Origin of the sequence: Methylocapsa aurea, assembly GCF_000746085.1 — a bacterium.
In the GTDB taxonomy this organism is placed as follows: Bacteria; Pseudomonadota; Alphaproteobacteria; order Rhizobiales; family Beijerinckiaceae; genus Methylocapsa; species Methylocapsa aurea.
In genome coordinates this window covers 381,999-408,532 of sequence record NZ_KN050804.1, presented here as the reverse complement: position 1 = coordinate 408,532, position 26,534 = coordinate 381,999, and the positions used below count along the sequence as shown (strand labels likewise).

Here is a 26,534-nt window from a genome sequence, read left to right as displayed (position 1 = left end):
AAAAAGGAGTTGACCATTTTTCTAGTCTATTTATAGATTAACTACTACAAGGCCCGCGCGGCCGATCCCAACTTAAAAGGCGCCGCAATGAGCTCAGCTCTCGCTTCCGCAGGCCTAGGACTCTACGACATTGAGCCGCAACCCCTAATTTCCACGCCAGGAGCGCAAACGCTTCTAGCGCCTCGACGCGGGAAGCCATCCTATTGGCCGCAAGGCGCTGCTCTCACCCTCTATGCGTTGGCGCTTGCCGCGGCGGTGACTTATACGGCGCGTCCGGCGCCGCCGGTGCAGGAAGAGGCTTTGGAGCTGGTAATGTTGCCGCCTCTGGCGCCCGAGGAACAGCCGCCGGCAATCGAAGAGCCGCCGCCGGTCGCCGAGGAAATCCCGCCCGAGATTGTGGAGGAGGCCCCCCCGCCGGTCGCCGAGGAGCCTGCGGTCGCGCCGGTAGAGCCAAAACCAATTCCGAAGCCAAAACCAATTCCGAAGCCCAAAGTCGTCGAACCAAAAGCTCCGGCCGAGAAACCGCGCCATGCTCCCCAATCCGCAGCCCCAACGCGCACCGGGCCGACGACCGTTCCGCCAAACGCGATGGCCTCCGGGTATGCGAATCAGGTGCACGCGAGAATTGCCCGCGCCGCGGCCAGCACCGTTCCACGCGCCGCGCTGGCGCGCCACGAAACCGGCCGCGTTGGCTATCACATCGTCATCTCGCCTTCGGGTTCGGTGATCTCACAGAGCATTTCTCCCTCCGGCAATGCCGCGTTTGATACGGCGGCCTCGCAGGCCCTGGCGCGCGCCGCGCCGTTCCCCGCAACGGGAATGTCGCGCCCTGCCTCCTTATCTGGAGCCATCGTCTTCCGATAGGCAGAGCAGTCCCAAAAGCAACCCTATTTTCATCAACCAGGAGAGCCTTGCGATGGCAGATTCCATTGACCCCGCAGTAGCGGCAGCCGCAGCCCACGCCATGTCCCCAATCGACCTATTCCTGCAAGCCGATACCGTCGTAAAGGCTGTTATGATTATCCTGATCCTAGCATCCGCATGGAGCTGGGCGGTCATTCTGGATAAGCTCGTTCGGCTGCACCTGCTGCAGAAGCGCGCGGGTAAGCTGGTGACCAGCATTCAGGCTGGCCTGCCTGTCGCGTCAGTTGCCGAAAGCTTCGAAAACGCCTCCCCGACGGACCCTTTCGTCACGGTCTACAAGGCGATGGTCGAAGAGCACACCCGCTCCTCCGACCTCGTCTTTTCCGAATCCCAAAGAGACAGTCTTCAAGAGCGCGTGCATCGGGTAGGTCAGTTGGCCAGCGCCGAAGCGCTCGACCATTTGCAGAGCCGGTTGCCCGCCTTGGCGACGATTGGCGCTGTGGCGCCTTTCGTTGGCCTGTTTGGCACCGTCTGGGGCATTATGAACTCGTTCCAAGGCATTGCCGCCGCCAATAACACTAGCCTCGCCGTCGTTGCGCCAGGCATCGCCGAAGCCCTGTTTGCGACCGCCCTTGGTCTCGTCGCCGCGATTCCCGCGGTGGTCTTCTACAATCGCATCGGCGCCGACATCGGGCGATACGGCAAGCGCCTCAACGCCTTTATCGGCGTCTTCGAAATCGAATTGTCCCGCCAGTTGTCAAAGAAAGGAGATCGCAATGGCCTTCGCGCTGCGTAAACACGATAGCGAATTCGACGCGCCGCCGATGAGCGATATGAATGTCACCCCGCTCGTCGACGTGATGCTGGTCCTTCTCATTGTGTTTATGGTGGCGGCGCCACTCATGGCCGCCGGGGTCCCAGTAGATTTGCCTAAAGCGCAAGCAAAGCCTTTGGTCGAACAGAAGCAGCCTATCGCAGTGAGCATTGGCGCAGATGGGCGGTATTTCGTCGATCAGCGGGAAGTCGCCGCGGACGAGATCGTCATGGTCCTTAGCGAGAATGCAGACAGCAAGGAGCGCCGCATTCACGTGCGCGGCGATAAAGCTATCGCCTATGGCAAAGTCATCGAGGTTATGGGCCTGATCAATTCCGCCGGCTATACGAAGGTCGCGCTAGTGTCGGAATCGAGCTCTTCGTCCTCCTCATCCAAAGCAATATCGCCAAGCGCGTCGCCATAGCCTGATCTCCACATGCCGCCGCCGTCAACGCTCACTTATTTGGCTGGGCTCGGACGCTGAGAGCGTCCGTCGATCTTTATTCGCACGGGCCATGCATCGCGGCACGGCTCAACAAGATAAGCAATCGGGAGAGTATAAATATGAGTTGGAAGTTGATGACCGCCCGTCGCGCTATGGCTATGGGCGGGGCTCTGATCCTTGGCGCGGGCCTGGCTGTTTCCGCCCATTCCCAAACGCCACCTGCCGGCGCGTCGCCGGCAGCGGGGCCTTCGCCTGCCCGCACAGCCATCGAGTACCGCAAAGCCGTCTATACGTTGATCGGCGCCAATTTCCGGCTTCTTGGCAATGTGTTGAAAGGCAGCGCGCCATATGATGCAGCTACAGTCCAAAAGAACATTGCCCGGCTTGTCTTTCTTTCCGACTTGGTGAGCGAAGGATTTCCCGAGGTTTCCAACGTCGGTGAGCCGGACACCAAGGCCAAGGCAGATGTCTGGACTAATCGCGCGGACTTTGATCAGAAAGTGAAGGATTTTCAAACCCACCTTGTTGCCCTTCAGCAAGTGAACGATGCCGAGAAGGGTCCGACAGAGGCCTTCAAGACGGCCGCCGCGCAGGTGGGTCAAGACTGCAAGGCGTGCCACGATACCTACAAAGCCAAGTAAGCCCGGGGCCGCTCGCTCAACGCGAGCGGCCCCGCAGGCCCGCTGTTAGCGCCACCGTTAAAGCGCTTTCTCACTCCCGTATCACTAAATCTGAACGCATTTCCGAAGAGCTTTGCTTATGACGACCATCGAAGAGGCGACCCGAGCGTCAGCTGTTGAGCATCGGCAAGTATGGGACCTGCCAGTCCGGGTGTTTCATTGGGCGCTTGTTGTGGCCATTATGGGAGCCTTCGTGACCAACAGGCTGGGCGTAAGCTACTTCAAATATCATGTTTGGTGTGGTTATGCCGTTATCGTCCTGGTCTTGTTTCGCATCGTATGGGGCTTTGTCGGCACGCGCCACGCGCAGTTCTGGAATTTTGTGCGCAGCCCAGCGGCTACGCTGAAATACGCAGTTGGCTTGTTGCGAGGGCGTCCCGCGCGTTATGCTGGCCACAATCCGCTAGGCGCCTGGATGGTGGTGACCCTCTTGGCTGCATTGGCCACGGAGGCCACTCTTGGCTTGTTCGGCAACGACGAGATTTTCAATCTTGGTCCACTTGCAGGATATGTAAGCAAGGACCTGAGCCTACAGCTGACCTCCATACATCGTCGCCTTTTTTATTGGATCATAGGGGCGATTGCCATGCACATCCTCGCCGTGATCGCCCATCATGCATTTGAGCAAGGTCACTTGGTGCGCGCCATGATTACCGGCCGCAAGCCGCGGCATAGCGTGGAGGAAGCCGACAGCATCGCCTCATCACGCACGTGGCTCGCCGCGCTGTTGACTATCGCGCTTGCCGGTGGGCTCGCCTGGTTGGTGACTCACGCGCCGACGCCCGCGGATGACGGCTTATACTAAAACATGCTCCAACTCATTGAATTTGAGCGCTTCCCGATCAAATGATTCCATCTGATCGGGAAGCGCTCTAGGAGGTGTGTAGGCCGGAGAGAGGGGGGGGTGAGGCTTGCGCCCTCTTTTTGTTCCCCAAAATGCGCGTCAGCGTTCGCCATTCGGCAGCCATAGAACGGGCGCCGTCCTTTCCGCCAATGCGCATTTAGAAATCGTCATTTCTTAAGCGGCTTATAGATATCATGGCATGCGCGGCATGTCTTCGCTGCTCCCCTGGCCGCCTCGGCCGCGGAATCGAAATCGTTCGCGGATACCGATTTTATTGCAGCAGCAATATAATTGAGGCCCTCCTTGGAGATGAGAACGGCGTCGTCCGCGCCGCCTTTCTTCGCAAAATAGTCTTCTGTGTACTTGAAGCCATCCTGAAGCACCGCGGCGTCGTCCAGGGCGCCCTGGACATTCTTGGCGGTGATGTCGGGTTCAAAATACTTAATCGTCTTGTCGAGATCTCGCATTAAGTCATCGTCATAATCGTGTAGATCAATAGTCCGCCGCTCAGCATTTGCGGAGGTGGCCAATATTGCAGCTCCGATTGTTAAGACAATGACCAGCTTAGGCATCATGAATACTGTTCCGTTAGGCTAGGGCGGGCGCACCGCGATGATGTTCGGGATGGGAGTTGAGCCGTTCGCTCAGGAGCCTGATGCGCTCAACAAAAATCCGCGTTCTTTGCTTCGTGTGCGGGAGGATGGCTGAAGCAAAAATGCAAAAGGTCCGGAAGGCCTTAGGCCTCCCGGCGCCATTGTGGCCGTCGATGATCGCGCGGAGCGTTGATTATGCGAGAAGCTCTTTAACAACTTCGCCGTAGACCACGGTCGGACGTTCCGCCCGGCCAGCTTTCAAGAACACGGTCTTCAGGTGGTCAAGCCCCAACAGTTGAAGGACGGTTGCGTGGAGGTCGTAGGTGTCGACTTTCTTGCCGACCGCCTGCAAGCCGATTTCGTCCGTTTCGCCGAAAGTCGAGCCAGCCTTGACGCCGCCGCCGGCAATCCATTGGGTGTAACCCCACGGATTATGGTCGCGGCCATTGCCGCTTTGACCGTAGGAGGTGCGGCCGAATTCCGAGGTCCACACTACGAGAGTGGAGTCCAGCAGCCCGCGCGCCTTGAGATCGGCGAGCAACCCCGCGATAGGCTTGTCGACGGCCTTGGCGTGCGCGCCATGATTTTTTTCGAGGTCTTGATGCGCATCCCAGTTTCTGGCGTCTTCGTTTCCAGCAGCCTCGATCGGCCCCGAAACAACTTGGATGAAGCGCACATCGCGCTCCACGAGGCGTCGGGCGCGCAACAAGGAAGTGCCGTAATCCTTACTTGCGGGATCATCCAGGCCATAAAGCGTCTTAGTGGCGTCTGTTTCCTTGGTGAGATCAACAGCTTCAGGCGCAGTGGCCTCCATGCGATAGGCCAATTCGTAGGATCGAATGCGCGCCTGGAGTTCAGTGTCCTCGGGATGCAGCGCCGCTCGCTGTTCATTGAGGCGCTTCAGAAGATCAAGGCCGTCTCGTTGTTCCGACAAGGCAATCAATTCGGGGCGATCAAGATGGAGGATAGGCGAAGCGCCCGGGCGGAACGCCGTGCCTTGGTAGACGGCGGGCAGGAATCCGGAACTCCAGTTCACCGACCCGCCTGTCGGTTCCTTCTTGCCGCTATAGAGCACGACATAAGCGGGCAAATCCGGGTTGGCGGATCCGAGCGCGTATGTCACCCACGCGCCGAGGGAGGGGCGCCCAGGAGAGGTGTCGCCGGTGTTCAGCTTTAGGATCGAAATATCGTGCGTGGCGCCAATGGTCGTGCTGGACTTTATGAACGCAATCTTGTCGGCGTGCTGCGCCAGATTGGGCAACAGATCGGAGAACCATGCCCCGCTCTCGCCATACTGCTTCCAGCTTCGATTGGATGCAAAGAGCTTGCCGACGCCGCCTTGCGTGCTTGTCTTGATGCCATTGAGGAAAGAGGCTGGCGCTTCCTGGCCGGCAAGCTTGATGAGCTCCGGCTTGTAGTCATATAAGTCGAGCGTGCTGGGCGCCCCGTCCATGTGGAGCCAAATCACCGATTTGACTTTGGGCGAAAAGTGCGGCTGCTTTGGCGCTAAAGGATCTGCGAGAGCGTCCGCCAGGGCGGGCGCAGCGAATATGCCGCCCCCGGGTAACTGCGCGGCAAGCGTTAGCCCGCCCAAGCCATATACTGTATTGAAGAGCCATTCACGGCGTGACTGCGTCCTCATGCGTTTGTTCCTTTTCTAGAATTCATTGAAGCATTTAAAACCGGTAGCTGAAGTCGTTCGAGTTCACGACCACGTGAACCAGCGCAACGAGCGCGGCGGCCCGAATCGGATTCAATGTGGCTCTATCGCTCAAGCCGATCGGGATTGCGATCGATAGCTTGCCGTCTTCCGCCTTCTGCGTGATGACCTCTTCATGGCTCGCCAGGAACGACAGCAATGTCGCCTTCTCGGATTCATCCGGATTGCGCGCGAACAAGATCTGGTAGAGGCGATTCAGTTGGGCTGATTCATTGGGGCCGGCTTCGCGAATAAGCCTGCCGGCCAAGGCCTGCGACCATCCGAACACCACTTCACTGTTAAACAGAGTAAGCGCCTGCAACGGCGTGGTGGTTACATCGCGTTTGCTATGGATCTGTTGCGCGGAAGCCATATCGAACGATTCGAGCAGGGGATAGGGAACGCTGCGCCGGGTGAAGATGTACAGGCTCCGCCGGTTGTGATCTTGAGGATCCTTCGACACCTCCCAGAGAGCTCCAGCATTCAGGTTCGACGGAACCGGAGGGAAAACGCTCGGGCCGCCCACCTTATTTTCAAGCTTCCCAGACGCCACCAGCAGCGAGTCGCGAATTTCTTCGGCATCCAGACGCTTCCGGGGGAACACCGCCAGCAGCTTATTTTCGGGATCCGCCTTATACGCATCTTCACGATAGGCCGACGATTGGCGGTAGACGCTCGAGAGAAGGATCTGGCGGTGCAGAGTTTTGACGCTCCAGCCATTCTTGACGAAGGTGTCGGCGAGGTAGTCCAACAACTCGGGATTCGTCGGCTTGTCGCCGGCTTTTCCGAAATCGCTAACCGTCGCCACTATGCCTTTGCCGAAGTATTCGTTCCAAACCCGGTTCACGTAGACTCGCGCCGTCAGGGGATTTTGCGGGCTGGTGAGCCAGTTCGCCAGGGCCGTCCGGCGGCCGGATGAAGTCGATGTCGGCGCAATCACCGGCTTCTCAGCGGTCAGGGCTTCGGGAAAGGCGGGCTGGACTTCCTCCAGAGGCTTTTCGTGATTGCCGCCGGAAAAAATGTAGCTAGGAGGAGCATCGGGATGACCGAGTTCGGTCACGGTCGTATAGGCGTTGGAGCCCTTAGCGGGCTTGAGCTTATCGAATTTCTTCAGTTCTTCTCCGAGCTTTTTGTATTGCTCCCATCTCTCCACATTTTCAGCGCTGTAATCGGGATTCGCCTTATTCTCTCCGGCGTCCCGGATATATCCCGCCAGATCGGCGTCTGTTGTGACGTTGTCAAGGCGGTGATTGATCCATCGATCGTGCGGCGTCCACTCGCTGTCGGGCTTGAAAATTGATGCGCGGCTATCTGTCAGGTAGCGCTCCTTGTGATATTTTAGAGCTTTCTCTTTGACAGGATCGGACAGCGCCGCTCGCTTTTCCCGGATTTCCTTGGTCGCCTCCTCCCATTTGGCCCACTGCTTATCGTAGTCGCGCTCGACCTCTCCTTTGATTGCATGGGTCTTGAAGTCTTCGCTTGTATTGGCAAAAAAGGCCTGGAAAGAAAAGTAGTCCTTCTGGGTGAACTTATCTGTCTTGTGGTTATGACACCGCGCGCAACCGACTGTGGTCCCCAGGATTGCCTGACCAACCGTATCGGTAATATCTGTGGTGATTTGATATTTCCTCTGAACAAGGTCACGAGAGTTATAATTGTCGGGATACCCCGTCAAGAATCCAGTGGCGACCAGAACGTCCTGGTTGCCCGGAACCAACTCGTCGCCAGCCAACTGCTCCTGGATGAAGCGGGAATATGGCTTGTCCTGATTGAACGCGTTGATCACATAATCGCGGTAGCGCCACATGTTCGCCCGCGTCTGATCCGTTTGGAACCCGGCGCTGTCCGCGTAGCGGGCCAAGTCAAGCCAACGGCGCGCTTGGCGCTCCCCGTAATGTGGCGACGCCAGCAGACGATCCACTAGCTTTTCGTAAGCGTCCGGAGAACCGTCGTTCACAAATGCGGCGACTTCCTCTGGCGTTGGGATAAGGCCCCAGGCATCGAGCGTCGCGCGGCGGACGAAGGCGCCTCGATCAGCGTCAGCGGAGGGCTTCAGTTCCTTGGCTTCCAATTTCGCCAGGATAAAAGCGTCGATCGGCGTCCGCACCCAGTCTCTTTGCTTGACCGAAGGTTCCGCGGCTCTCTGCAATGGCTGCCACCCATAAGGCAGTCGCGAGGCGGCGCTCGGCGCGGCCGCCGTCAGCGCGGCTGCGCTTGCTGCGGGCGCGCTCGCCGCTTCGGCGTTGCGCACTGGAGCGGCGGTCTCAGGCGCCGCACTTGAAGCAGCAGCGCTTGCAACTTCCGGCTTTTGCGCTGCAGCGCTTTGAGCCGCCTCGCCAGCCGCCTTGGCCTCGTTGTCAATGCGCTTGTCGTCCGCCATTGCGGCCGCAACCGAAAGGCCTAGCACGACCCCCAAAGATGCCTTCTTCATTGTTCTCTTCATTGCCTAACCCCAACATTAAGAATGTCCGAGACCATCGTTTGCGCCTGTCATTATCGCCCTGGAGGCTACAGGTCAGATTCGCCAAACCCATTCGCTGCGCGCGGCGGGTCTGTTGGAACGACTGACAGATTGGCGGTCGCCGGAGCCCGCAGTCGTGCCTATATCTCTAGTTATATGATAGGTTTATAGCGGCGGTCTAGGCCCATGACGCACCAAATGGCGGTGAATTCACATATCAGTCTATTAAGTTGATGGAGAAAGTCAATTGACTGAATAGATAGGGTGTTATAAAAACCCCCACCTGAACCAGGGGCTCGCCCTCGCGGGTTCATCCAAAGCGCCGCGCGATTTTCTCCGCGCATGCGATCCAGCTTAAATTCGGTCCATCCGCATCTTTGAGGGTTGGCGCCGCCACCGTTGCCGAGAAGTTCTCATAGCTTTTCGCCTGAACAAAACTCACAGGGAGACAATGTCGTGACACGCAAGGCCGCCAATGACTTTGATCCGGAAGTATTGAAGCTTTTCGACCTTTACGTTCATGGCTTGACCAGCCGTAGAGGGTTTCTGGATGGAGTCGCCAAAATTGCGGGCAGCGTCGCGGCGGCGGGCTTGCTTGAGGCTCTCAGCCCTCGCTTTGCAGAAGCTGAACAGGTCCCTAAGGATGACCCGCGCATCACGGCAAGTTATCTGAACTATCCGTCGCCGGACGGCTATGGCAGCCTGCGCGGCTATCTGGCGAAGCCGGCGCACGCGGACGGGAAACTTCCAACAGTGCTGGTCGTGCACGAGAATCGGGGCCTCAATCCGCATATTGAAGATATCTCCCGGCGGCTTGCGCTGGATCATTTCATCGCATTGGCCCCGGACGCGCTCTCTCCGCTGGGCGGTTACCCTGGCGACGAGGACAAGGCGCGCGAGCTTTTTCCAAAGCTCGATCAGGCTAAGACCCGCAATGACTTTATCGCGGCGACCCAACTGTTGAAGAGCTTGCCGGAGGGCAATGGCAAGGTGGGGGTAGTTGGATTTTGCTACGGCGGAGGCATCGCCAATTTCTTGGCCACGCAGCTTCCCGATTTGGCCGCGGCGGCGCCCTTCTACGGGGCCCAGCCGACAGCAGAAGACACAGCGAAAATAAAGGCTCCGCTCCTAATCCATTACGCCGGTGTGGACGATCGAATCAATGCCGGATGGCCAGCCTTCGAGGCGGCCCTAAAAGCCAACGGCGTCACCTACCAGGCCTACATCTATCCGGGCGTTCAGCACGGATTCAACAACGACACCACGCCACGCTATGATGAAGCGGCCGCAAAACTGGCTTGGCGACGCACCATCGAATTCTTCAACGCTCATCTCTCGACCTAACACACCCACCCGGAATAGCCGAATCTAAAGCAGTCGGCGCTTTTTCTCGAGCCAATCCAGCAAAAGGTTAGCATGACAATGCGCAAGCTTCTTACCTGCGTCACGGCAGCGATAATTCTATCGTCTTCCTTTGCTCTGGCTGCGGAGCAGGGCGACGCCGCGAAAGCCGCCGCGCCCGCGCAGCCGGCTCCTGCTGAATACAAGTCCAAGTCGCCGCAGCTCAAGCGCGCTGATCTCGACGCCTTGCTGGCCAAGCCTGAAAGCTTGCTCATCATTGACGTCCGGCGTCCCGATGAGTTGACGGCAATCGGCGGTTTGCCCGTCTATCTGAGCGTTCAGGCGAAGGACCTCGAAAATAAGCTGGCCTTCATCCCCAAGGAACGGGTGATCGTGACCGTCTCGAATCACGCGGGGCGCGCCGGGGTTGCCGCCGATCTTTTGACCGCGCACGGCTTCAAGGTAGCTGGCGCCATCGGGGTTCAGAACTACGAATCCGAAGGCGGCGCATTGACCAAAATTGTCCCGCCGGCGCCGAAGACATCCGAACCGGAGAAGCGTTGAATCATCGCGGCGCTCTCAAGGCCGCTCGCGGTAAGCATAGCCGTGTGAAACATCGCCGGCATCATCTCAGAAGTGTGAAAAAAAGGGGAGGCGATATGAAACGCTTGGCAGTCTGGGTCCTTGTTTTTGGGGGGCTTCTTGCCACGCCTGTTTGGGCGGGATTGAAGCCGGGCGACGCCGCGCCGGATTTTACGGCGCAGGCGTCTGTGGGCGGAAAGGATTTCACCTTTTCCTTGGCCGAGGCGCTGAAGCGGGGGCCAGTGGTTCTCTACTTCTATCCAAAGTCATTCACCAGAGGCTGCACCATCGAAGCCCATCAATTCGCTGATGCAGCGGAGAGCTTCACGGAAGCAGGAGCGACTCTGATCGGCATGTCGAAGGACACAATCGAAACGCAACATAAATTCTCGACAGAGGAATGCCGTGACAAGTTCCCGGTCGCCGCAGATCCGACGCTATCGGTCATTCGCGCCTATGACGCCGTCAGGATTGGAGCGACGGCCTCGGGCGAAACCGTGTCGGACAGGATATCCTATGTAATCGCGCCGGATGGCAAGGTTATCTACGCCTACACTGACTCCGTGCCCGACAAGCATATCGAAAACACCCTGGCGATTGTGCGGCAGTGGCGCGATCACGTCAAGAACTGAAGCAAGGAGCGCCGCGTCGTTCAATTTCGCTGCAAGCCTCCCCAAAGCAATTCCAATCAAAATCTGGATAAGCCCCATGTCAACCTTGTTGAAATGCATAGCTGCCGCGAGTCTTGCAACCGCAGTCGCGTTCCCGGCAAATGCGGAACTTCGCAACGAAAAAAGCCTATCGACCGAGATCGCTCTGTCCATCGCCCAAAGCGCTTACGACGCCTGTGCGCAGCAAGGCTATCACGTGTCGGTGCATGTGGTTGGTAGAGAGGGGCAACCCTTGGTCGCCATTCGTGGGGATGGTTCGTCGCCGCATACATTGGAAAACAGTTTGCGGAAGGCCTACACGGCGCGCACCTTCAGGACGCCATCAGGAGACTTCGCGCAGCGCGTGAAAGATAATCCGACGCTGGGCGTCGTTCACCTTGCCAACGTGATCGCTTTGCAGGGCGCTCTCCCGATCAAGGTCGGCGATGAGGTCGTCGGCGCGGTTGGCGTTTCCGGCGCTCCCGGCGGAGACAAGGATGAAGCTTGCTCCAAAGCAGGCATCGACAAGGTGGCCGCTCAGCTCAAATAAGGTCGGCCAAAAATTGCGGTCTCGCGTCGCAATCTGGCGCGCTGCATGCTACGGCGCTTTATCGTCGGCCGAAGCCGCGCAATCGGGAAAATTCCAGGAAAGGCGGCTGGCTGCCCGTCCGGCCGCCCATCGCGCGGACCGCCTGCTGGCCGCCTTCGGTCAATGAACAAAGGTTTCGCGTCGGCGATCGTCCTACCGCCACATGCCGCGCATGCGCGCGCCGACATCGACGCGGACTTGCCTCGCGTCAAGCCGGCCGTCAGCGGCGGCCGTCGCTGGAGGCCATGCGCAGATCTCGAAAAGCTGCAAAAGCGTCGCTGGAATGAAACGCGTGCGCGAGGCATAGACATGACGGTCGCCTTGCGCGTTCTGGCCATGAGTGAAGAAGCGCTGCGGCAAGACGAGATGCAGATCGTCTTTCGCCCGCGTCATGGCGACGTAGAGAAGGCGCCGCTCCTCCTCAATTTCGGCGGTTGTTCCCGCGCCGAGATCGGAAGGAATGCAGCCGTCGACGACATTGAGGAGAAACACCGATTTCCATTCCTGCCCTTTGGCGGAATGGATGGTGGACAGGATCAGGTAGTCCTCGTCGAGGTGCGGCGCGCCGGCTTGATCGCTTACAGCGTCCGGCGGGTCGAGCGTCAGCTCGGTCAAGAAGCGCTCGCGGGAGGGATAGCCGGACGCGATCTGCTCGAGCTGCAGGAGGTCGGCTTGGCGGAGGGAAGCGTCTTCGTGGATGCGGGCGAGGTGGGGCTCGTACCAGCGCCGCGCATGCGCGATCTCCGCGGGCCATCCGGCCTGACCGGCGCATAATTGCTGCAAGATTTGCACGAAGTCGATCCAGGCGGCGCCAGCGCGCGCCGGCGGCGGACTGTCCGCGAGTGCGGACAGTGGATCCGGCCGATCCGCCATCAGGTCGAGAGCCCGCCGAGCTGAGGCTGGCCCGACGCCTGGCAGAAGTTGCAGGAGGCGGAAGCCGGCGATCCGGTCGCGCGGGTTCAGCGTAAAGCGCAGCATCGCCAGCATGTCCTTGACATGGGCGCTGTCGAGGAATTTGAGGCCGCCGAATTTGACGAAGGGAATATTGCGGCGGGTCAGTTCGACCTCGAGCGGGCCGCTGTGATGGGACGCGCGGAACAAGACGGCCTGCTGCTTCAGCGCCGCGCCGCACTCGCGGTTTTCCAGAACCCTCTCGACGACGTAGCGCGCCTGATCGGCCTCGTCGCGGACGTTGACGAGCCGGGGGCGATCCGCTGACTGGCGCTCGGTCCAGAGATTCTTGGTGAAGCGTTCGGAGGCGAGATCGATGACGCCATTGGCGGCCGCAAGGATCGGTTGGGTCGAGCGGTAGTTGCGATCGAGCGTGATAACGTCGGCCGGCGGGGTGAAGCCGGTTGGAAAATCGAGAATGTTGCGCACCGACGCGGCGCGGAAGGAATAGATCGACTGCGCGTCATCGCCGACGACAGTGAGGCCTTTGCCGCCGGGCTTCAGCGCCATGAGGATCGAGGCCTGAAGACGGTTTGTGTCCTGATATTCGTCCACCAACACATGGTCAAACCGGCCGCCGATATCGTCTGCGAGCAGCGGATCGCTGACTGTCTGCGCCCAGTAGAGCAGGAGATCGTCGTAATCGAGAATATTTTGCGCCTGCTTGGCCTCGACGTAGCCCGCGAACAGCTCGCGCAATTGCCCGCCCCATCCCGCGCACCAAGGATAGGAGCCGCGCAGCGCCTCTTCCAGCGGCAGTTCCGCATTGACGGCGCGGGAGTAGATCGAAAGGCAAGTCCCTTTGGTCGGAAACCGGCTTTCCATCTTTGAGAAGCCGAGTTCGTGCCGGACAAGGTTCATGAGATCGGCGCTATCTTCCCGGTCGTGGATCGTGAAAGCCGGATCGAGGCCGATTTGCTCGGCGTAGTCGCGCAGCAGCCGGGCGCCGATCCCGTGAAACGTCCCCGCCCATGCAAGTGCATCGGTCATGACGCCGGCGTTGCTCCCAAGAACCTTGGCGCAGATGCGCTCGACGCGTCGGCTCATTTCGGCGGCCGCCCGGCGGGAAAAGGTCATCAGCAGGATGCGGCGAGGATCCGCGCCGCTGACGATCAGATGGGCGACGCGATGCGCCAGCGTGTTTGTCTTGCCCGAACCCGCCCCCGCGATGATCAGCAGCGGACCGCCGATCGCTCCATCTGCGAGCCCAACCCCATGCTCCACGGCGCGGCGTTGTTCGCTGTTCAATTTCTCCAGATGCGCCGCGTTCACCGATGCCCCGACATGCTGCAGTTATTGTTGAATATCAGGCGGCGTCCTTCGCGTTCCACCGCGCCAAGCGTTACGGCCTGCGGCGGTGAGGGCGAAGAGCGAGCGGCGGACTGACTCGCATGATTCGCTAGGAACATTTAATGAACGTATCACTCTGGAAATGCGCTGGGAAGACCTCACGGAAGGCCTTCCTTTCCTGAGACCGACGGCAGCGCGCCGAAGCCGACCGGCGAACGCTTCCCACGTCGTTGCGGGCTTGACGGGCCGTTGCGCGCCGTATACTTAACTAATAAGTTATATAACTGATAGGTTCGACATGCCCGATCCGCTCAGCATGACGCTGTCCGCTCTCGCCGACCCGACCCGGCGGGCGATCCTCGCGCGGCTCGTGCAGGGCGAAGCCACGGTCGGCGAACTTGCGGCGCCATTTTCCATCAGCCAGCCCGCGATTTCGAAGCATCTCAAGGTGCTGGAGCGCGCCGGCCTTATCAGTCGCGGGCGGGAGGCTCAGTGGCGGCCTTGTCGTCTCGAGGCCGCGCCGCTGCAGGACTTGGCGGGCTGGCTGGAGAATTACCGGCGTTTTTGGGAAGAGAGCTTCGACCGGCTCGACGCCTATCTCAAGGATTTGCAGAAAGGCGATCCCGATGCGTCTAGCAGCTGACCCGTCCAGCCTGACGCTGGTCGTCTCGCGCCGCTTCGCGGCGGCGCCGGAACGAGTGTTCGACGCCTGGTTCGATCCCAACGCCGTGGGCGCTTGGCTGTTTTCGACGCCGGGCGGGGTTTCGAAACATGTCGAGATCGACGCTCGCGTCGGCGGCGGCTTCGCGATCCACGAGCAGCGCGGCGAGTCGCTGGCGACGCATTTTGGCGCCTATCTCGAAATCGTCCGTCCGCGCCGGATCGTCTTCACGTTCGGGACCGACCAGCAGGCGCGCTCCACTCCAGGGAGTTCGATCCAAGCGAGTTCGACCATCGTGACGGTGGAGATCCAGCCCGACGGGGACGGCGGCAGCCTGCTGACGCTGACCCATCTGCTCAATGCGGAATGGTCAGCGCAAAGCGCCAGCATCCGGGCCGGATGGGAGAGCATTCTGGAAGGGCTGGCCCGGGCGACCGGCGAGCCGGGAAACGGCCATACGTTGATCCTCCATCGCAGCTTCGATGCGCCGGGGGTTCTCGTCTGGAAAGCCTGGACTGAGGCCGAACACATGATGCGCTGGCTCTGTCCCGCCGGGTTCAAAGTGCTGTTCGCCGAGGTTGATCTCAGGACCGGCGGCAAATGGCGCTCCGGCATGCGCTCGCCGGACGGAAACGAATATGTCGCCGGCGGCGAATATAGGGAAATCGATCGGCCGTCGCGGCTCGTCCTTACCCACAAATGGGAAAGCAACGACCTCGAGCCGCGTGTCACGACAGAGATAACGGTCACGCTGAACGAGCGGGATGGACGGACCGATATGATCTTCGTCCAGGCTGGCCTCGGCAGCGTCGAATCCGCCCTTTCGCATAAGGGCGGCTGGACCGGCGCCTTCGACAATCTGGCGCGCCTCGCAATCGCGCTCGCCCAGGCCAACCCTTGAGAGAACATCATGCCAGCCCTTTCCCAAGTCTCCGAGTCTCAAGCCTCCGTGCCCGCCGACGTTCCGGAACTCACGATATCGCGTCTGATCGACGCGCCGCGCGACCTTGTTTTCGACGCCTTCAGCGCGCCGGGCCGCCTCGCGAATTGGTGGGGACCGACGGGCTTCACCCTCACCACGCACGAAATGACCTTCGCGCCCGAGGGCGTCTGGCGGTTCATCATGCACGGGCCGGACGGGCGGGACTATAACAACAAGATCGTCTTTCGCGAGATCGTCCGGCCGGAGCGGATTTCCTATGTCCATCCGGGAGACGACGGCGCCGAACCCGTCCGCATGGACGTGACGGTCTCCTTCGTCGAGGAAGAAGGAAAGACGCGGCTGACGCTGCGCATGCGTTTTGGGACGATTGCCGAACGCGACCGCATCGATGGCGAATATGGCGCCGCGGAGGGCGGCCGTCAGACCCTGGCGCGACTCGACGCTTTTGTCGCCGCAACGGGCGAGCAGGCGTTCGTCATCTCCCGCACCTTTGACGCGCCGCGCGCGCTGCTCTGGAAGGCGCTGACCGAGCCGGACCGCATGGCCAAATGGTGGGGACCGAAGGGATTTCCCATCGCCGCCGCGAAAATGGATTTCCGCGTGGGCGGCAGTTACCTCTACGGCATGAAGATCCCCGACGGCGGCGTGATGTGGGGGCGGTTCATTTACCGGGAGATTGCAGAGCCGTTGCGGATCGTCGCCGTCGTTTCATTCTCCGACGAGAATGGCGGCCTTGGCCGCCACCCGATGAGCCCGACCTGGCCGCTCGAAATGCTCACCGTCTTCTCGCTGGAAACCGAGGGACAGCGGACGAAATTGACCATCCGCTCGCTGCCGATCGACGCCACGGACGAGGAGCGCGCGACCTTCGCCGCGGGGATGGAGAGCATGAAACAGGGCTGGGGCGGCACGCTCGACCAACTCGCCGAATATCTCGCCAGCCGGTGATCGCGGCGCCGGTCCGCCGCTCGTTTCATCATCAGAGGAGGAATATATGACGATCCAGCCTTATTTGTTTTTCGAAGGGCGCGCCGAAGAAGCCGCCGCGTTCTACCAGAAAGTTCTCGGCGCCGAGGTGCAGGCGCTCCTGCGCTTCAAGGACAGTCCGGATCCTTGTCCCGAGGGGATGATCCCTCCTGGAGCGGAAAACAAGGTCATGCATATGAGCATGAAAATCGGCGATTCGGTCGTCATGGCGTCGGACGGCCGCTGCTCGGGCGCACCCAGCTTTCAGGGCGTCTCGCTGTGTTACGCTGCAAAGGACGCGGCGGACGCGGACCGTGCGTTCGAAGCGCTTTCCGACGGCGGCGCGGTGCAAATGCCGATGGGGAAGACGTTTTTTTCGCCGCGGTTCGGCATGACGGCCGACCGCTTCGGCGTCTCCTGGATGGTGATCGTCCCGGCCTGACGGCGCCTTTCGCTTGATGATCGCTCTCCTGCCGTTTCAAGGATACTCGCCATGTTCATGACCATCGCGATCGGCCTCGCGGCTGCTCTCGCCGCCCTGCTGCTCTATGCCGCGTCGAAACCCGGCGCCTGCCAGTTTGCGCGCTCTATCCGCATTGCGGCGCCGCCTGAGCGGATTTTCCCTCTTATCGACGATCTTCGCGCCATGAACGCATGGAACCCCTTCGTGAAGGTCGACCCAAATATCAAACTCGCCTATAGCGGCCCCGCCCGCGGCGTCGGAGCGGTCAATACTTTCGAGGGCAATGGCAAGGTCGGCTCTGGCCAGGCGGAGATCGTCGAATCGATCGCTCCAACGAAGCTGGTCATGGCACTGCAGATGGATCGCCCGATGAAATGCCGGAACCGTGTTGAGTTCACCCTTGCGCCGCAACCAAACGGCGCCGATGTCGCCACGGATGTCACTTGGACAATGAGTGGGCCCCAGCCATTTATCGGCAAGCTGATGAGCATTTTCATCAGCATGGACAAGATGGTCGGCGGCGCATTCGAAGCCGGCCTCGCCGATTTGAAATCGCGGGCCGAGGCCTGAGTCAAAAGAGGACAACGCCCATGATCGCATCGCAGAAGATCCGCCCATGTCTCTGGTTCGACCATGAGGCCGAGGAAGCGGCGAATTTCTACATTTCCTTGTTTCCCGGCTCGCGAATCCTCGAGATGTCCCACTATGGCGATGCCGGGCCGGGAAAGCCGGGCTCGGTCCTGGCGGTGAGTTTCGAACTTGCCGGCGCGCAGTTCATCGGGCTCAACGGCGGCCCGCATTTCAAGTTCAGCGAGGCGATCTCGCTGTCAGTCGATTGTCAAAGCCAGGCCGAGCTCGACGCATTGTGGGATGCGCTCGGCGCTGGCGGCGCGCATAGCCACTGCGGCTGGCTCAAAGACCGCTATGGCCTTTCCTGGCAGCTCGTTCCCTCTCGGCTTCCCAAACTCCTGAGCGGCCCGGACGCCGCAGGCGCCAAGCGGGCGATGGAGGCCATGCTCAAGATGAGCAAACTCGACATCGCCAAGCTCGAAGCCGCCTATGAGGGCCATTAAGCGCCAACGTGCGGGGACTAAGCTCGCGGATCTGATTGAGAGCGAGGCGGAGGCGCTCACCGCGGTCGTCACAGAAGGCAGCGGGCATTTCGTTGCAGAGGAGGCGCCAGATTTTATCTGTGATCAGGAGGCGTGATTTCTCGCAAGTTGATGAGAACTCCGAAACTCAGGCATTCCCCGAAGCGGCCTTCATTTCGTCAGGAATCTACAATGCGTCCTGCAAGAGCCGCGCTTTCAGCCGAGGCGCTGCGAAATCGAGGAAAGCGCGCAACTTGAGCGGCAGGAGCCGCTGACGAGTATAGACGAGGCTAACGGGCCAGGGCGCGGGCTCGAACTCCTGGAGCGTCATAGCGAGCGCGCCGACCTGTACGGCATTGGCGATTTGATAGGAGAGCACCCGCGTGATTCCAATTCCCGCAATCGCGGCGTCGATGGCGGCTTCAGCTGTGTCTACGACAAGCCGGGAGCGGATCGCGAAGGGCGCATTGGATTTCCCAATCCTAAAGGTCCAGGCGTCCGGAGACATCAGCCTGTCGAAGGTGACGCATTCATGGGCGCTAAGCTCATCGGGGCCGCGCGGCGCGCCTCTCTTGGCGAAATAGGCTGGGCTTGCGCATGTCACGAGGCGGATCGAGCCGACCTTGGCGGCGACAAGGCTGCTGTCGGGCAGCTCGCCGATTCTGACGGCGAGGTCGACATGATCGTCCAGGAGGTCGATCACGCGGTCGGTCTGGACGATTCGGATGCTAATGTCGCTATAGGCATTGAGGAAGTCCATCGCCACGGGCAGGACGTGCAGACGGCCGAAGACGATCGGCGCGGTGATTATCAAGTCGCCTTTCGGCGCGCTGTACTCGCCGGACGCCGCGCGCTCGGCCTCATTAACGTCCTCAAGAATGCGTTTGCAAGCAATGGCGTAAGAGCTGCCGGCGTCGGTCAGCGCGAGGCGGCGTGCGGACCGAGTGAAAAGCCGAGTTTTGAGATGCGCCTCGAGTTCTGAAACCTTGCGGCTGACCGTCGCGAGCGGCATGCCGAGGCGGCGAGCCGCAGCCGACAGGCTGCCGGCTTCGACCGCCTCCAGCAGGATCGACATGGATTCAAGACGATCCATTTAATATTCCAAAATATGGGAGGATAACTTCCAATATTACCATCTACCTCATTTCTATGGAAGGAGCTAGGGATTCAGGCGTCAGGCCGCTCCGGCCAACATCGAAAGGCAGCCATTATGTCCCGCATCCCAACCCCGGCCACAATCGGCGACGCTCCCGTCGCTTCCCAGCCATTGCTTGAATCTGTCAAGAAGCAGCTCGGCCTCGTTCCGAACCTGTTCCGCCTTGTCTCCAACAGCCCGGCCGCGCTCGAAGGCTATCTCGGTCTCTCCGACGCCCTGAACAAGGGCGCCTTGCCCGCCGCGACGCGGGAGCGCATCGCGCTGGCCGTCGCCGAGGTCAACGGTTGCGACTATTGTCGGTCGGCCGCCGCCTATTTGGGCAAGACCCTCGCCAAGCTCGATGACGCCGAAATCGCCGCCAATCGCAAGGGCGGCTCTAATGACCCCAAGGCGGACGCGGCCGTTCGCTTCGCCGCCAAGGTGGCGGGCGAGCGTGGCCATGTGGGGGAAGACGATTTCCGCGCCGTCCAGCTGGCGGGCTACGATGATGCGCAGGTCATCGAGATTGTGCTCCACGTCGCCCTGAACACCTGGACCAACTATATCAACGAGGTCGCCAAGACGGACATCGACTTTCCGGTTGTCGCCGCCCGAAACGCGGCATGATGGCGCTGGGGATCCATTGCGCCGGCGGTCATTCGGCTGCAAGCGCTAGCCAAGGAGCATGATCGTGAGCCGACCGCCGCTTCCGCCCTTCACCGCTGAAACCGCCGCGCAGAAGGCGCGCATGGCGGAAGACGCATGGAATACGCGCGACCCGGCCAAGGTCGCGCTCGTCTACACGGTCGACAGCCGTTGGCGGAACCGCGCCGAGTTCCTGCAAGGGCGCGACGCGATAGAGGCCTTTTTGACGCTCAAATGGCGGCGCGAACTCGACTACCGTCTGATCAAGGAAGTCTGGGCCTTTCTCGACAACCGCATCGCAGCGCGCTTCGCCTATGAGTGGCGCGACGACTCCGGCAATTGGTTCCGCAGCTATGGCAATGAAAACTGGGAATTCGACGAACATGGTCTGATGCGGCTGCGCCTTGCCAGCATCAACGACGCCCCAATCAAGGACGGCGAGCGCAAATTCCACTGGGCGCTTGGCCGGCGCCCCGACGATCATCCGACATTGAGCGAACTCGGACTGTAAGAGTGCAATCATGGACGCCAAACAGATCTATCCCAGCGATGTCGCCTTCACGCCCTCCGTTAAGGCGATTCAAGCCCGCAAGGGCTCCAGGCAATCCTACGAGCACATGGAAGAGGGCGGCTCGTGGCAGACCCACATCACCCCCGATCTCAAGGCCTTCGTCGAAGCGCAAACAAGCATCTTTCTCGCCACAGCCAACGCGGAGGGGCAGCCCTATATTCAGCACCGTGGCGGCCCTCCCGGCTTTCTCAAGGCGCTCGATGACAAGACCCTTGGCTTTGCCGATTTCGTCGGCAACCGGCAATATATCACTCTCGGCAATCTCGCGGACAACCCCAAGGCCTTTCTCTTCTTGATCGACTATGCGCACCGGCGGCGGATCAAGATCTGGGGCAGGGCTCGCGTCGTCGAAGGCGACGCCGAGTTGATGGCGACGTTAATGCCGCAAGGCTACAAGGCGCGCCCCGAGCAGGTGATCCTGTTCGCGGTTTCCGCCTGGGACTCGAATTGCCCGCAACATATCCCGCAGCGATTCGAGGCCGCCGATGTCGCCGCCGCACTCGCTGAACGCGACGATCGCATCCACGCTCTAGAGCGGAATTCGGTCTGATTGAATCGGTTTTGGGGGTTGCCCGAATCGGCCTTGATCTGATTCACGATGAGGGCTGGCGAAGGGGCCGGCCTTGATGCCCGCGTCTCTTTCTTTACGATCTTCGGTCCCGTGTCCTGGCCGCCATTGACGAAGGGTTTCGCTCCGTCAGGCTCTGGATCAGCGCGTCGAGCGCGATTCGCTGGCACGCGCTGCGCCGTTCGGGTGGCGATGCGCGCGCCAAGCCGCAAGGCGGCGGCGGCGAAGGTCGTTGTCTTCCAGTGATGGCGCGTCGAACAGATGATAATGTATATCGTAATCGTATACTTATAGAGTTAACATGGGATACCAAATAGAAGTTATATATTTATGCGTATTTTTGTCACAACGCTAAAAAGAGAAAAACATTCTCCAAGGCCAATGCTACACGACCTAAGCGAGCAATCGGGAGCCGATGTTGAGGCTCCAAATTCAGCCAAGGAGGTGTTCATATGCCTGATGAAGTCGAGGTCCGCAGGACGCTGAGCGAGCCGGCCGCCCGGCAGCTTGCCAATGCGACGAAGACCCGGGCGCAATGGTCGGGGATCACGCCGCGCTGGCTGGTTTCCTTTTTGCCGTGGGTGCCGGTCGAAGCCGGCATTTTCCGGCTGAACCGGGTTAAAGAGGTCGAGGGTCAAAGCGACGTCGAGTGCAGCCCGAGCTGGGAGCGCGACGCCGATCTTCCGGAAACTTTCGTCGACTATGAGACCGCTCCGCGCGAATATTTCCTGAATGCGGTGACCACCGTCCTCGACGTCCAGACCCGCGTGTCGGATCTCTACAATCAGCCCTATGATCAAATCCAGGAGCAGCTTCGCCTACTGATCGAGAAGGTCAAGGAGCGCCAAGAATCGGAGCTGATCTACAACGCAAATTACGGCCTCCTCACCAATGCCGCGCCCTCGATGAAGATCAACACGCGCCGCGGGCCGCCGACGCCCGACGATTTCGATGAATTGATCGCCAAGGTCTGGAAAGAGCCGGCCTTCTTCCTCGCCCATCCGCGCGCCATCGCCGCTTTCGGACGCGAATGCACGCAGCGCGGCGTTCCGCCGCCAACCATCAACCTGTTCGGCACGCCCTTCATCACCTGGCGCGGCATTCCGTTGGTTCCGAGCGACAAGCTGAAGATTACCGATTCCGGCAACGGGACCGGCAAGACCTCGATCCTGCTATTGCGCACAGGCGAAAAGAAACAGGGCGTCATCGGCCTCTTCCAGCCCGGCGTGCCGGGGGAAGTGACGCCGAGTCTTTCGGTCCGCTTCATGGGAATCAACCGCAAGGCGATCGCCTCCTATCTGATCTCGCTCTATTGCTCATCGGCGATCCTCACTCCGGATGCGCTCGGCGTTCTGGAGAACGTCGAGGTCGGCCACTACTATGACTATCCGTTATGAATATCCCTGATCCCCGCCATGCAGCGGCCACAGCGCCGGTTGCAACCCCTCCGGCCCCCCAATGGGGGGGCCAGGGGCCTTCCGTCATCGACCCCGGTCTGATCGCGCATCTGGCGAACGCATTTTTCAACGGCGCGCCGGGGCAAGCGGTGGATCCGCAGGCGCTGGCGAACTTCGCCGCAATGCAAGAGCGGCCGCCGTCGCCGCCGACGTCCTTGCCAGGCGCGATCGGCGCCGCCGCCGCCGCGCCGGCGACAAGCGCGCCAGGCGCACAATCGGTTCCCTTCGTCACCGAACTGCCGGGCCATTCGACGGATGCAGGCAGAGCGCCGGCGCAACATATTCCCGCCGCGGGACTCGCCACCAGCGTGACCGGCATCCCCGCGGGCGCCGCCGAAAATCCTGCTCCCATCCCCCTTGCTCCGTTCAACGGTCCTTCGGCGGAAAAGGGCCAAACATCCCACCAAGGCGTCCTGAGCGAAGCGGATCTTGCCGCGCTGCCGCTGAGTCTTGGCCAAACGACATCCCTCGCGCCGGGCGCCCCTGGTTCAAACTTTGCGCCGGCGGGATCTACGCCTGGGTTTTTCCCTGCTGGCCCGCCGGCCGGTTTAGGCGAATCCCTCTATTTTCTCGATGAAGCGGGGACGGCTGTCGCGCCGACGCGGCCCGCCACGGCGCCAACTGCTCCTAGCGCGGCTGCGGCGGCGCTGGGGACGGGCCTTCCGGGCGCCTCCTTCAGTCCCGCTTTGCCGCACCAAAATCTCGCCTCCAGCCTGCCCGCCGCTGCCGGCGCTCCCGGTCCTTCCATCGAGCAGAGTCCAAATTTCGCCCCGAATTTTCCCACCGAGACCGACTTGCGTCCACAGGGACTCGGCGATGCGCAATCGTTTGGCTCAACCGCGGCTCCTTCGGGATTTTCGCACGCGTCCGCTCCCACAGGTTACCCGGCAATTCCCGGCGAAAGCTTGTATTTCTTCAACGACGCCCAAGCCGCCGCCGCGCCTGCCGCAGCCCCGAATGGGGCCGCCCAAACTCCGCATTTCGCGCCTGTGGCGCCGCAGCTTCAGCCTCTGCTCGCTCCCGAGCTGCTATCGGGGACGCGCGCCTTCGACGCCGCTTCGATCAAGCGCGACTTTCCCATCCTGCGCCAGCAGGTCCATGGCAAGCCGCTGATCTGGCTCGACAACGCCGCGACGACGCAGAAGCCGCAGGCGGTGATCGATCGGCTCGCGCTGTTCTATGAGACCGAAAACTCCAACATCCATCGCGCCGCCCACGCGCTCGCCGCGCGCGCGACCGACGCTTATGAGGCGGCGCGCGAGAAAGTCCGTCGCTTCCTCGGCGCGGATTCGGCAAATGACATCGTTTTCACGCGCGGCGCGACCGAAGCGATCAACCTCGTCGCCCAAGCCTGGGGCCGCCGCAATGTCCGCGAGGGCGACGAGATCGTCATCACCTGGCTCGAACATCACGCCAATATCGTGCCCTGGCAGATGCTCTGCGCCGAGACGGGCGCCGTGCTGCGCGTCGCCCCGGTCGACGATAGCGGGCAGGTGCTTTTGGACGAATATGCGAAGCTGCTCGGGCCCAGAACGCGCATCGTCTCCCTCCCGCAAGTCTCGAACGCGCTCGGCACGGTGACGCCGGCGCAGGAGATGGTCGCGATCGCCCATCGTCACGGCGCCTGCGTGCTCGTCGACGGCGCACAGGCGGTGTCGCATATGCCGGTCGATGTCCAGGCGCTTGACTGCGACTTCTATGTCTTTTCCGGGCACAAGGTTTTCGGCCCGACCGGCATCGGCGCACTTTACGGCAAGCCCGACGTCCTCGCCGCCATGCCGCCGTGGCAGGGCGGCGGCAATATGATCGCCGACGTCACTTTCGAGAAGACCGTCTATCAGGCGCCGCCTCTGCGCTTTGAGGCCGGCACCGGCAATATCGCCGACGCGGTCGGGCTCGGCGCCGCGATCGACTATCTCGACCGCATCGGCATGGCCAATATCGCGGCCTATGAGCATGAGCTGCTCAACTATGCGACGCAGGGGCTTCTCGGGGTGCCGGGCCTGACGATCATCGGGACGGCGAAAGAGAAGGCCGGCGTGATCTCCTTCGTCCTCGACGGCTGCCGCAGCGAGGATGTCGGCGCCGCGCTCGACCGCGAAGGCATTGCGGTGCGCGCCGGCCATCATTGCGCTCAGCCGATCCTGCGCCGCTTCGGGCTGGAGACGACCGTGCGGCCGTCGCTGGCGCTCTACAACACCTATGAAGACATAGACGCCCTTGTCGTCGCTCTGCATCGCATCCAGACTCAGAAATCCTATCGCGCGCGGTAAAAGCCGCGCGCATTTCATTCGCTCCGAGCGGAACATGCCACAACCCTTCGCAATCTAAGCGATTCCTTATAGATCAAATGATTCCATCCGACCGGGAGGCGCTCCAGCGCGACCCGCGACGCGGAGGAGGTTCCAACATGAACTATCAAGTTCAGGCGCCAGATAGAGATGCTCTCACGCCATCGCTGTGGGAGCTTGATCGAATCGTTGCGGAGCTGCGCACCTTGCGCGCCGAGTGGCGACAAAACACAAAGCCCGACGGAGTGACCTACGAACTGCCATCGCAAGAAGCGCTGTCGGACATTCTCGATGGGGTGTCCGCGGCGCTTTTTCCAAGGCATTTGGGTCCTTCCGGTCTGAGCGAGGAAGGAGTCGATCAATTCGTTGGGCGCTCGCTCGATGGAGCGCTGCGATTGCTTCTCGAACAGGTGGGCCGAGAATTGCGGCTTGTCGCCGGAACGCCTGGAAAGAGCAGCGCTCGGCAGGAGGAGGAAGCTGGCGAGATCGTTCGTGCCTTCGCCGCCAATTTGCCAAAAGCGCGGGCCCTGCTTGAAAGCGATATTCTTGCCGCCTATGAGGGCGACCCCGCCGCGCGGAGCGTCGATGAAGTGCTGTTCTGTTATCCAGGAATTGTTGCGATCACGCGGCACCGGCTCGCGCATGAGCTCTATCAACTGGGCGCTCCTCTGCTCGCCCGCATCATTTCGGAGATTGCCCACTCCGCCACGGGCATCGACATCCATCCAGGGGCGAAGATCGGCGGCAGCTTCTTCATCGACCACGGGACCGGCGTCGTCATCGGCGAAACCGCGATCATTGGCCGGAATGTCCGACTATATCAGGCGGTGACGCTGGGGGCGAAGCGTTTCGCCGTGGACGACGCCGGCGCCCTGGTCAAGGGAGGGGCGCGGCACCCCATCATCGAGGATGACGTTGTGATCTACGCCGGGGCGACCATCCTTGGCCGGATCACCATCGGCCGCGGTTCGACCATCGGCGGGAATGTCTGGCTGACGCGCAGCGTTCCTCCAGGAAGCAGCATCACTCAGGCCCAGGCGCGCAGCGACGCTTTCGTGGATGGCGGGGGGATCTAAAGCATGTTCCGAAAAAGTTGATCGACTTTTTCGATATTTAGACATCGGATATATCCGATGTCTCATCAGAACATGCTCCAACCCTTTGATCTTAAGCGATTCCTTTTCGATCAGATGATTCCATCTGATCGGGAAGCGCTCTAGGCGGATCGGCCAAGGGACGGAATGGCCCGCCTTTTCGTGATCGAATCAGGCCCGCTCTCGACAGGATCGATCAGCCGCCGATTGACCCAGAAGGCCGTCGAAACTCGCGGCTTTCGCGGACCCGGTTTTGGATAGGCGCCTTGGCCCGCGAGCTCGCCGCATAGACCGTTTGCCAGGACGCGTTCGCATGGCGCCGCGTGTTGCCTCGGCGGCGCTATTTCGGCTTCGGCCAGTAGCCGGTTGGGGCGCCCGTCGGGCCGACGGGAACCGTTTCGACGGGGCCCGTTCCGATGATCTGGACGATTGCCTCCTCATCTCCGGCGCCGTCCCAATGGACCGCCCCCGCAGGATGCAAAACATAAGAGCCGGTCTGCATCGGAACGGCCTTGTTGAAATCCAGTTCCTCGCCCACGCCATTCCACCAGACCCCCTTGATCACCGTCGCATGGCGATCCTGCGAGTGAAAATGAGGGTTCGAATGGGCGCCAGGCGGAAATTTGACTCGGATGACATAAACGCCTGGCTTCGAAGGATCGCCGAACAGGATCGCCTGCTGGGGGCCGACGCCAAGAGGGCTCTTGAAGGGGACCTGCTCCGGCGTCATTCGGATGAAGCCGTCGTCGGCCTGCGCGGCCGCTGTCAGGCAAGCGGCGACGGCAAGAGGAATTGTGCCGCGGATTGCGGCGCTGATGGGTGTCACATCGTTCTCCATTGGCAGGG

The 26,534-nt window shown here is 60.9% G+C and carries 27 protein-coding genes; 21 read left to right on the top strand and 6 right to left on the bottom strand.

The window, feature by feature from the left end:
- Positions 1-87 precede the first annotated feature (87 nt).
- The 5 genes from DL86_RS17110 (at position 88) to DL86_RS17090 (ending at position 3,608) form a co-directional block, all read left to right on the top strand.
- Positions 88-864, top strand: coding sequence for a TonB family protein (locus DL86_RS17110; protein WP_036263823.1), 777 nt, complete (start codon positions 88-90; stop codon positions 862-864).
- A gap of 52 nt (positions 865-916) precedes the next feature.
- Positions 917-1,660: a MotA/TolQ/ExbB proton channel family protein gene (locus DL86_RS17105; RefSeq protein ID WP_036263820.1), complete on the top strand. Its 744-nt coding sequence runs from the start codon at positions 917-919 to the stop codon at positions 1,658-1,660.
- Entirely contained in the window at positions 1,641-2,102 is a 462-nt protein-coding gene (gene tolR, locus DL86_RS17100; protein WP_036263817.1) for a protein TolR, read from the top strand. Before DL86_RS17105 ends, tolR begins: the two co-directional genes overlap by 20 nt.
- 140 nt (positions 2,103-2,242) lie before the next feature.
- Positions 2,243-2,764 (top strand): c-type cytochrome, encoded by a 522-nt coding sequence (locus DL86_RS17095; RefSeq protein ID WP_051953646.1) that lies wholly within the window; start codon positions 2,243-2,245, stop codon positions 2,762-2,764.
- A gap of 118 nt (positions 2,765-2,882) precedes the next feature.
- Positions 2,883-3,608 carry a cytochrome b/b6 domain-containing protein gene (locus tag DL86_RS17090; protein WP_036263815.1) on the top strand — a complete coding sequence of 242 codons (726 nt, stop codon included), beginning with the start codon at positions 2,883-2,885 and terminating at the stop codon, positions 3,606-3,608.
- Between the two features lie 206 nt (positions 3,609-3,814).
- Here the strand turns inward: DL86_RS17090 and DL86_RS17085 are convergent, their stop codons facing one another.
- From DL86_RS17085 to DL86_RS17075, 3 genes are all read right to left on the bottom strand, one after another.
- Positions 3,815-4,222: a hypothetical protein gene (locus DL86_RS17085; RefSeq protein WP_036263813.1), complete on the bottom strand. Its 408-nt coding sequence runs from the start codon at positions 4,220-4,222 to the stop codon at positions 3,815-3,817.
- Between the two features lie 211 nt (positions 4,223-4,433).
- A complete protein-coding gene (locus DL86_RS17080; RefSeq protein ID WP_036263811.1) occupies positions 4,434-5,882 on the bottom strand; it encodes a DUF1501 domain-containing protein in 1,449 nt (482 codons plus the stop codon).
- Positions 5,883-5,916: 34 nt separating this feature from the next.
- On the bottom strand, positions 5,917-8,319 hold the full coding sequence (locus DL86_RS17075) for a DUF1549 and DUF1553 domain-containing protein (protein WP_245276413.1): 2,403 nt from the start codon (positions 8,317-8,319) through the stop codon (positions 5,917-5,919).
- A gap of 537 nt (positions 8,320-8,856) precedes the next feature.
- On the opposite strand from DL86_RS17075, the gene DL86_RS17070 reads away from it, so the two are divergent.
- The 4 genes from DL86_RS17070 (at position 8,857) to DL86_RS17055 (ending at position 11,523) form a co-directional block, all read left to right on the top strand.
- Positions 8,857-9,744: a dienelactone hydrolase family protein gene (locus DL86_RS17070; RefSeq protein ID WP_036263808.1), complete on the top strand. Its 888-nt coding sequence runs from the start codon at positions 8,857-8,859 to the stop codon at positions 9,742-9,744.
- 78 nt (positions 9,745-9,822) lie between these two features.
- Positions 9,823-10,305, top strand: a complete 483-nt coding sequence (locus DL86_RS17065; RefSeq protein ID WP_036263806.1) for a rhodanese-like domain-containing protein — start codon at positions 9,823-9,825, stop codon at positions 10,303-10,305.
- A 95-nt stretch (positions 10,306-10,400) separates the two neighbouring features.
- Positions 10,401-10,955, top strand: coding sequence for a peroxiredoxin (locus tag DL86_RS17060; RefSeq protein ID WP_036263804.1), 555 nt, complete (start codon positions 10,401-10,403; stop codon positions 10,953-10,955).
- Between the two features lie 76 nt (positions 10,956-11,031).
- Positions 11,032-11,523, top strand: a complete 492-nt coding sequence (locus tag DL86_RS17055) for a GlcG/HbpS family heme-binding protein (protein WP_051953645.1) — start codon at positions 11,032-11,034, stop codon at positions 11,521-11,523.
- A 192-nt stretch (positions 11,524-11,715) separates the two neighbouring features.
- On the opposite strand, the gene DL86_RS17050 is transcribed toward DL86_RS17055, so the two are convergent.
- Complete coding sequence (locus DL86_RS17050) at positions 11,716-13,785, bottom strand: ATP-dependent helicase (protein WP_036263802.1); 2,070 nt, start codon at positions 13,783-13,785, stop codon at positions 11,716-11,718.
- Positions 13,786-14,101: 316 nt separating this feature from the next.
- On the opposite strand from DL86_RS17050, the gene DL86_RS17045 reads away from it, so the two are divergent.
- The 6 genes from DL86_RS17045 to DL86_RS17015 are packed head-to-tail and all read left to right on the top strand — an operon-like array spanning position 14,102 to position 17,909.
- Positions 14,102-14,446, top strand: coding sequence for an ArsR/SmtB family transcription factor (locus DL86_RS17045; protein WP_036263800.1), 345 nt, complete (start codon positions 14,102-14,104; stop codon positions 14,444-14,446).
- Complete coding sequence (locus DL86_RS18935; protein WP_051953643.1) at positions 14,430-15,365, top strand: SRPBCC family protein; 936 nt, start codon at positions 14,430-14,432, stop codon at positions 15,363-15,365. The genes DL86_RS17045 and DL86_RS18935 overlap by 17 nt, the downstream gene beginning before the upstream one ends.
- A 9-nt stretch (positions 15,366-15,374) precedes the next feature.
- Positions 15,375-16,355, top strand: a complete 981-nt coding sequence (locus tag DL86_RS19505; RefSeq protein WP_084572991.1) for an SRPBCC family protein — start codon at positions 15,375-15,377, stop codon at positions 16,353-16,355.
- 46 nt (positions 16,356-16,401) lie between these two features.
- Positions 16,402-16,815 carry a VOC family protein gene (locus DL86_RS17025; protein WP_036263799.1) on the top strand — a complete coding sequence of 138 codons (414 nt, stop codon included), beginning with the start codon at positions 16,402-16,404 and terminating at the stop codon, positions 16,813-16,815.
- A gap of 51 nt (positions 16,816-16,866) precedes the next feature.
- A complete protein-coding gene (locus DL86_RS17020; RefSeq protein WP_036263796.1) occupies positions 16,867-17,406 on the top strand; it encodes an SRPBCC family protein in 540 nt (179 codons plus the stop codon).
- A 20-nt stretch (positions 17,407-17,426) separates the two neighbouring features.
- Positions 17,427-17,909: a VOC family protein gene (locus DL86_RS17015; protein WP_036263793.1), complete on the top strand. Its 483-nt coding sequence runs from the start codon at positions 17,427-17,429 to the stop codon at positions 17,907-17,909.
- Between the two features lie 205 nt (positions 17,910-18,114).
- Here DL86_RS17015 and DL86_RS17010 read toward each other — a convergent pair whose 3' ends face one another.
- Complete coding sequence (locus DL86_RS17010) at positions 18,115-19,020, bottom strand: LysR family transcriptional regulator (protein WP_036263790.1); 906 nt, start codon at positions 19,018-19,020, stop codon at positions 18,115-18,117.
- A gap of 117 nt (positions 19,021-19,137) precedes the next feature.
- Between DL86_RS17010 and DL86_RS17005 the strand changes: the two genes are divergently transcribed.
- The 6 genes from DL86_RS17005 to epsC all read left to right on the top strand — a co-directional run bounded on the left by DL86_RS17005 (position 19,138) and on the right by epsC (position 25,670).
- Positions 19,138-19,689 carry a carboxymuconolactone decarboxylase family protein gene (locus DL86_RS17005; protein WP_036263787.1) on the top strand — a complete coding sequence of 184 codons (552 nt, stop codon included), beginning with the start codon at positions 19,138-19,140 and terminating at the stop codon, positions 19,687-19,689.
- A 58-nt stretch (positions 19,690-19,747) separates the two neighbouring features.
- Positions 19,748-20,218 carry a nuclear transport factor 2 family protein gene (locus DL86_RS17000; protein ID WP_036263786.1) on the top strand — a complete coding sequence of 157 codons (471 nt, stop codon included), beginning with the start codon at positions 19,748-19,750 and terminating at the stop codon, positions 20,216-20,218.
- A gap of 10 nt (positions 20,219-20,228) precedes the next feature.
- Positions 20,229-20,828, top strand: a complete 600-nt coding sequence (locus tag DL86_RS16995; protein WP_036263783.1) for a pyridoxamine 5'-phosphate oxidase family protein — start codon at positions 20,229-20,231, stop codon at positions 20,826-20,828.
- Positions 20,829-21,298: 470 nt separating this feature from the next.
- Positions 21,299-22,243, top strand: coding sequence for a family 2A encapsulin nanocompartment shell protein (locus tag DL86_RS16985; RefSeq protein ID WP_036263779.1), 945 nt, complete (start codon positions 21,299-21,301; stop codon positions 22,241-22,243).
- Complete coding sequence (locus DL86_RS16980) at positions 22,240-24,576, top strand: family 2A encapsulin nanocompartment cargo protein cysteine desulfurase (RefSeq protein ID WP_036263778.1); 2,337 nt, start codon at positions 22,240-22,242, stop codon at positions 24,574-24,576. The genes DL86_RS16985 and DL86_RS16980 overlap by 4 nt, the downstream gene beginning before the upstream one ends.
- A 137-nt stretch (positions 24,577-24,713) precedes the next feature.
- The gene (epsC, locus tag DL86_RS16975) at positions 24,714-25,670 is read left to right on the top strand and encodes a serine O-acetyltransferase EpsC (RefSeq protein WP_036264130.1); all 957 of its coding nucleotides are present in this window, start codon (positions 24,714-24,716) and stop codon (positions 25,668-25,670) included.
- Between the two features lie 358 nt (positions 25,671-26,028).
- Here epsC and DL86_RS16970 read toward each other — a convergent pair whose 3' ends face one another.
- On the bottom strand, positions 26,029-26,514 hold the full coding sequence (locus tag DL86_RS16970) for a cupin domain-containing protein (protein ID WP_245276412.1): 486 nt from the start codon (positions 26,512-26,514) through the stop codon (positions 26,029-26,031).
- Between the last annotated feature and the right edge of the window lie 20 nt (positions 26,515-26,534).

What these genes read in the sequence shown, in the direction of transcription:
- DL86_RS17080 (WP_036263811.1), bottom strand. Translation starts at nt 5,882, where the DNA reads ATGAGGACGCAGTCACGCCGTGAATGGCTCTTCAATACAGTATATGGC.
- DL86_RS17015 (WP_036263793.1), top strand. Translation starts at nt 17,427, where the DNA reads ATGATCGCATCGCAGAAGATCCGCCCATGTCTCTGGTTCGACCATGAG.
- DL86_RS17110 (WP_036263823.1), top strand. Translation starts at nt 88, where the DNA reads ATGAGCTCAGCTCTCGCTTCCGCAGGCCTAGGACTCTACGACATTGAG.
- epsC (WP_036264130.1), top strand. Translation starts at nt 24,714, where the DNA reads ATGAACTATCAAGTTCAGGCGCCAGATAGAGATGCTCTCACGCCATCG.
- DL86_RS17000 (WP_036263786.1), top strand. Translation starts at nt 19,748, where the DNA reads ATGATCGTGAGCCGACCGCCGCTTCCGCCCTTCACCGCTGAAACCGCC.
- DL86_RS19505 (WP_084572991.1), top strand. Translation starts at nt 15,375, where the DNA reads ATGCCAGCCCTTTCCCAAGTCTCCGAGTCTCAAGCCTCCGTGCCCGCC.
- DL86_RS17025 (WP_036263799.1), top strand. Translation starts at nt 16,402, where the DNA reads ATGACGATCCAGCCTTATTTGTTTTTCGAAGGGCGCGCCGAAGAAGCC.
- DL86_RS17065 (WP_036263806.1), top strand. Translation starts at nt 9,823, where the DNA reads ATGCGCAAGCTTCTTACCTGCGTCACGGCAGCGATAATTCTATCGTCT.
- DL86_RS17060 (WP_036263804.1), top strand. Translation starts at nt 10,401, where the DNA reads ATGAAACGCTTGGCAGTCTGGGTCCTTGTTTTTGGGGGGCTTCTTGCC.
- DL86_RS17055 (WP_051953645.1), top strand. Translation starts at nt 11,032, where the DNA reads ATGTCAACCTTGTTGAAATGCATAGCTGCCGCGAGTCTTGCAACCGCA.
- DL86_RS17090 (WP_036263815.1), top strand. Translation starts at nt 2,883, where the DNA reads ATGACGACCATCGAAGAGGCGACCCGAGCGTCAGCTGTTGAGCATCGG.
- DL86_RS16980 (WP_036263778.1), top strand. Translation starts at nt 22,240, where the DNA reads ATGAATATCCCTGATCCCCGCCATGCAGCGGCCACAGCGCCGGTTGCA.
- DL86_RS17085 (WP_036263813.1), bottom strand. Translation starts at nt 4,222, where the DNA reads ATGATGCCTAAGCTGGTCATTGTCTTAACAATCGGAGCTGCAATATTG.
- DL86_RS17075 (WP_245276413.1), bottom strand. Translation starts at nt 8,319, where the DNA reads ATGGCGGACGACAAGCGCATTGACAACGAGGCCAAGGCGGCTGGCGAG.
- DL86_RS16995 (WP_036263783.1), top strand. Translation starts at nt 20,229, where the DNA reads ATGGACGCCAAACAGATCTATCCCAGCGATGTCGCCTTCACGCCCTCC.
- DL86_RS17005 (WP_036263787.1), top strand. Translation starts at nt 19,138, where the DNA reads ATGTCCCGCATCCCAACCCCGGCCACAATCGGCGACGCTCCCGTCGCT.
- DL86_RS16985 (WP_036263779.1), top strand. Translation starts at nt 21,299, where the DNA reads ATGCCTGATGAAGTCGAGGTCCGCAGGACGCTGAGCGAGCCGGCCGCC.
- DL86_RS17105 (WP_036263820.1), top strand. Translation starts at nt 917, where the DNA reads ATGGCAGATTCCATTGACCCCGCAGTAGCGGCAGCCGCAGCCCACGCC.
- DL86_RS18935 (WP_051953643.1), top strand. Translation starts at nt 14,430, where the DNA reads ATGCGTCTAGCAGCTGACCCGTCCAGCCTGACGCTGGTCGTCTCGCGC.
- tolR (WP_036263817.1), top strand. Translation starts at nt 1,641, where the DNA reads ATGGCCTTCGCGCTGCGTAAACACGATAGCGAATTCGACGCGCCGCCG.
- DL86_RS17095 (WP_051953646.1), top strand. Translation starts at nt 2,243, where the DNA reads ATGAGTTGGAAGTTGATGACCGCCCGTCGCGCTATGGCTATGGGCGGG.
- DL86_RS17020 (WP_036263796.1), top strand. Translation starts at nt 16,867, where the DNA reads ATGTTCATGACCATCGCGATCGGCCTCGCGGCTGCTCTCGCCGCCCTG.
- DL86_RS17010 (WP_036263790.1), bottom strand. Translation starts at nt 19,020, where the DNA reads ATGGATCGTCTTGAATCCATGTCGATCCTGCTGGAGGCGGTCGAAGCC.
- DL86_RS17045 (WP_036263800.1), top strand. Translation starts at nt 14,102, where the DNA reads ATGCCCGATCCGCTCAGCATGACGCTGTCCGCTCTCGCCGACCCGACC.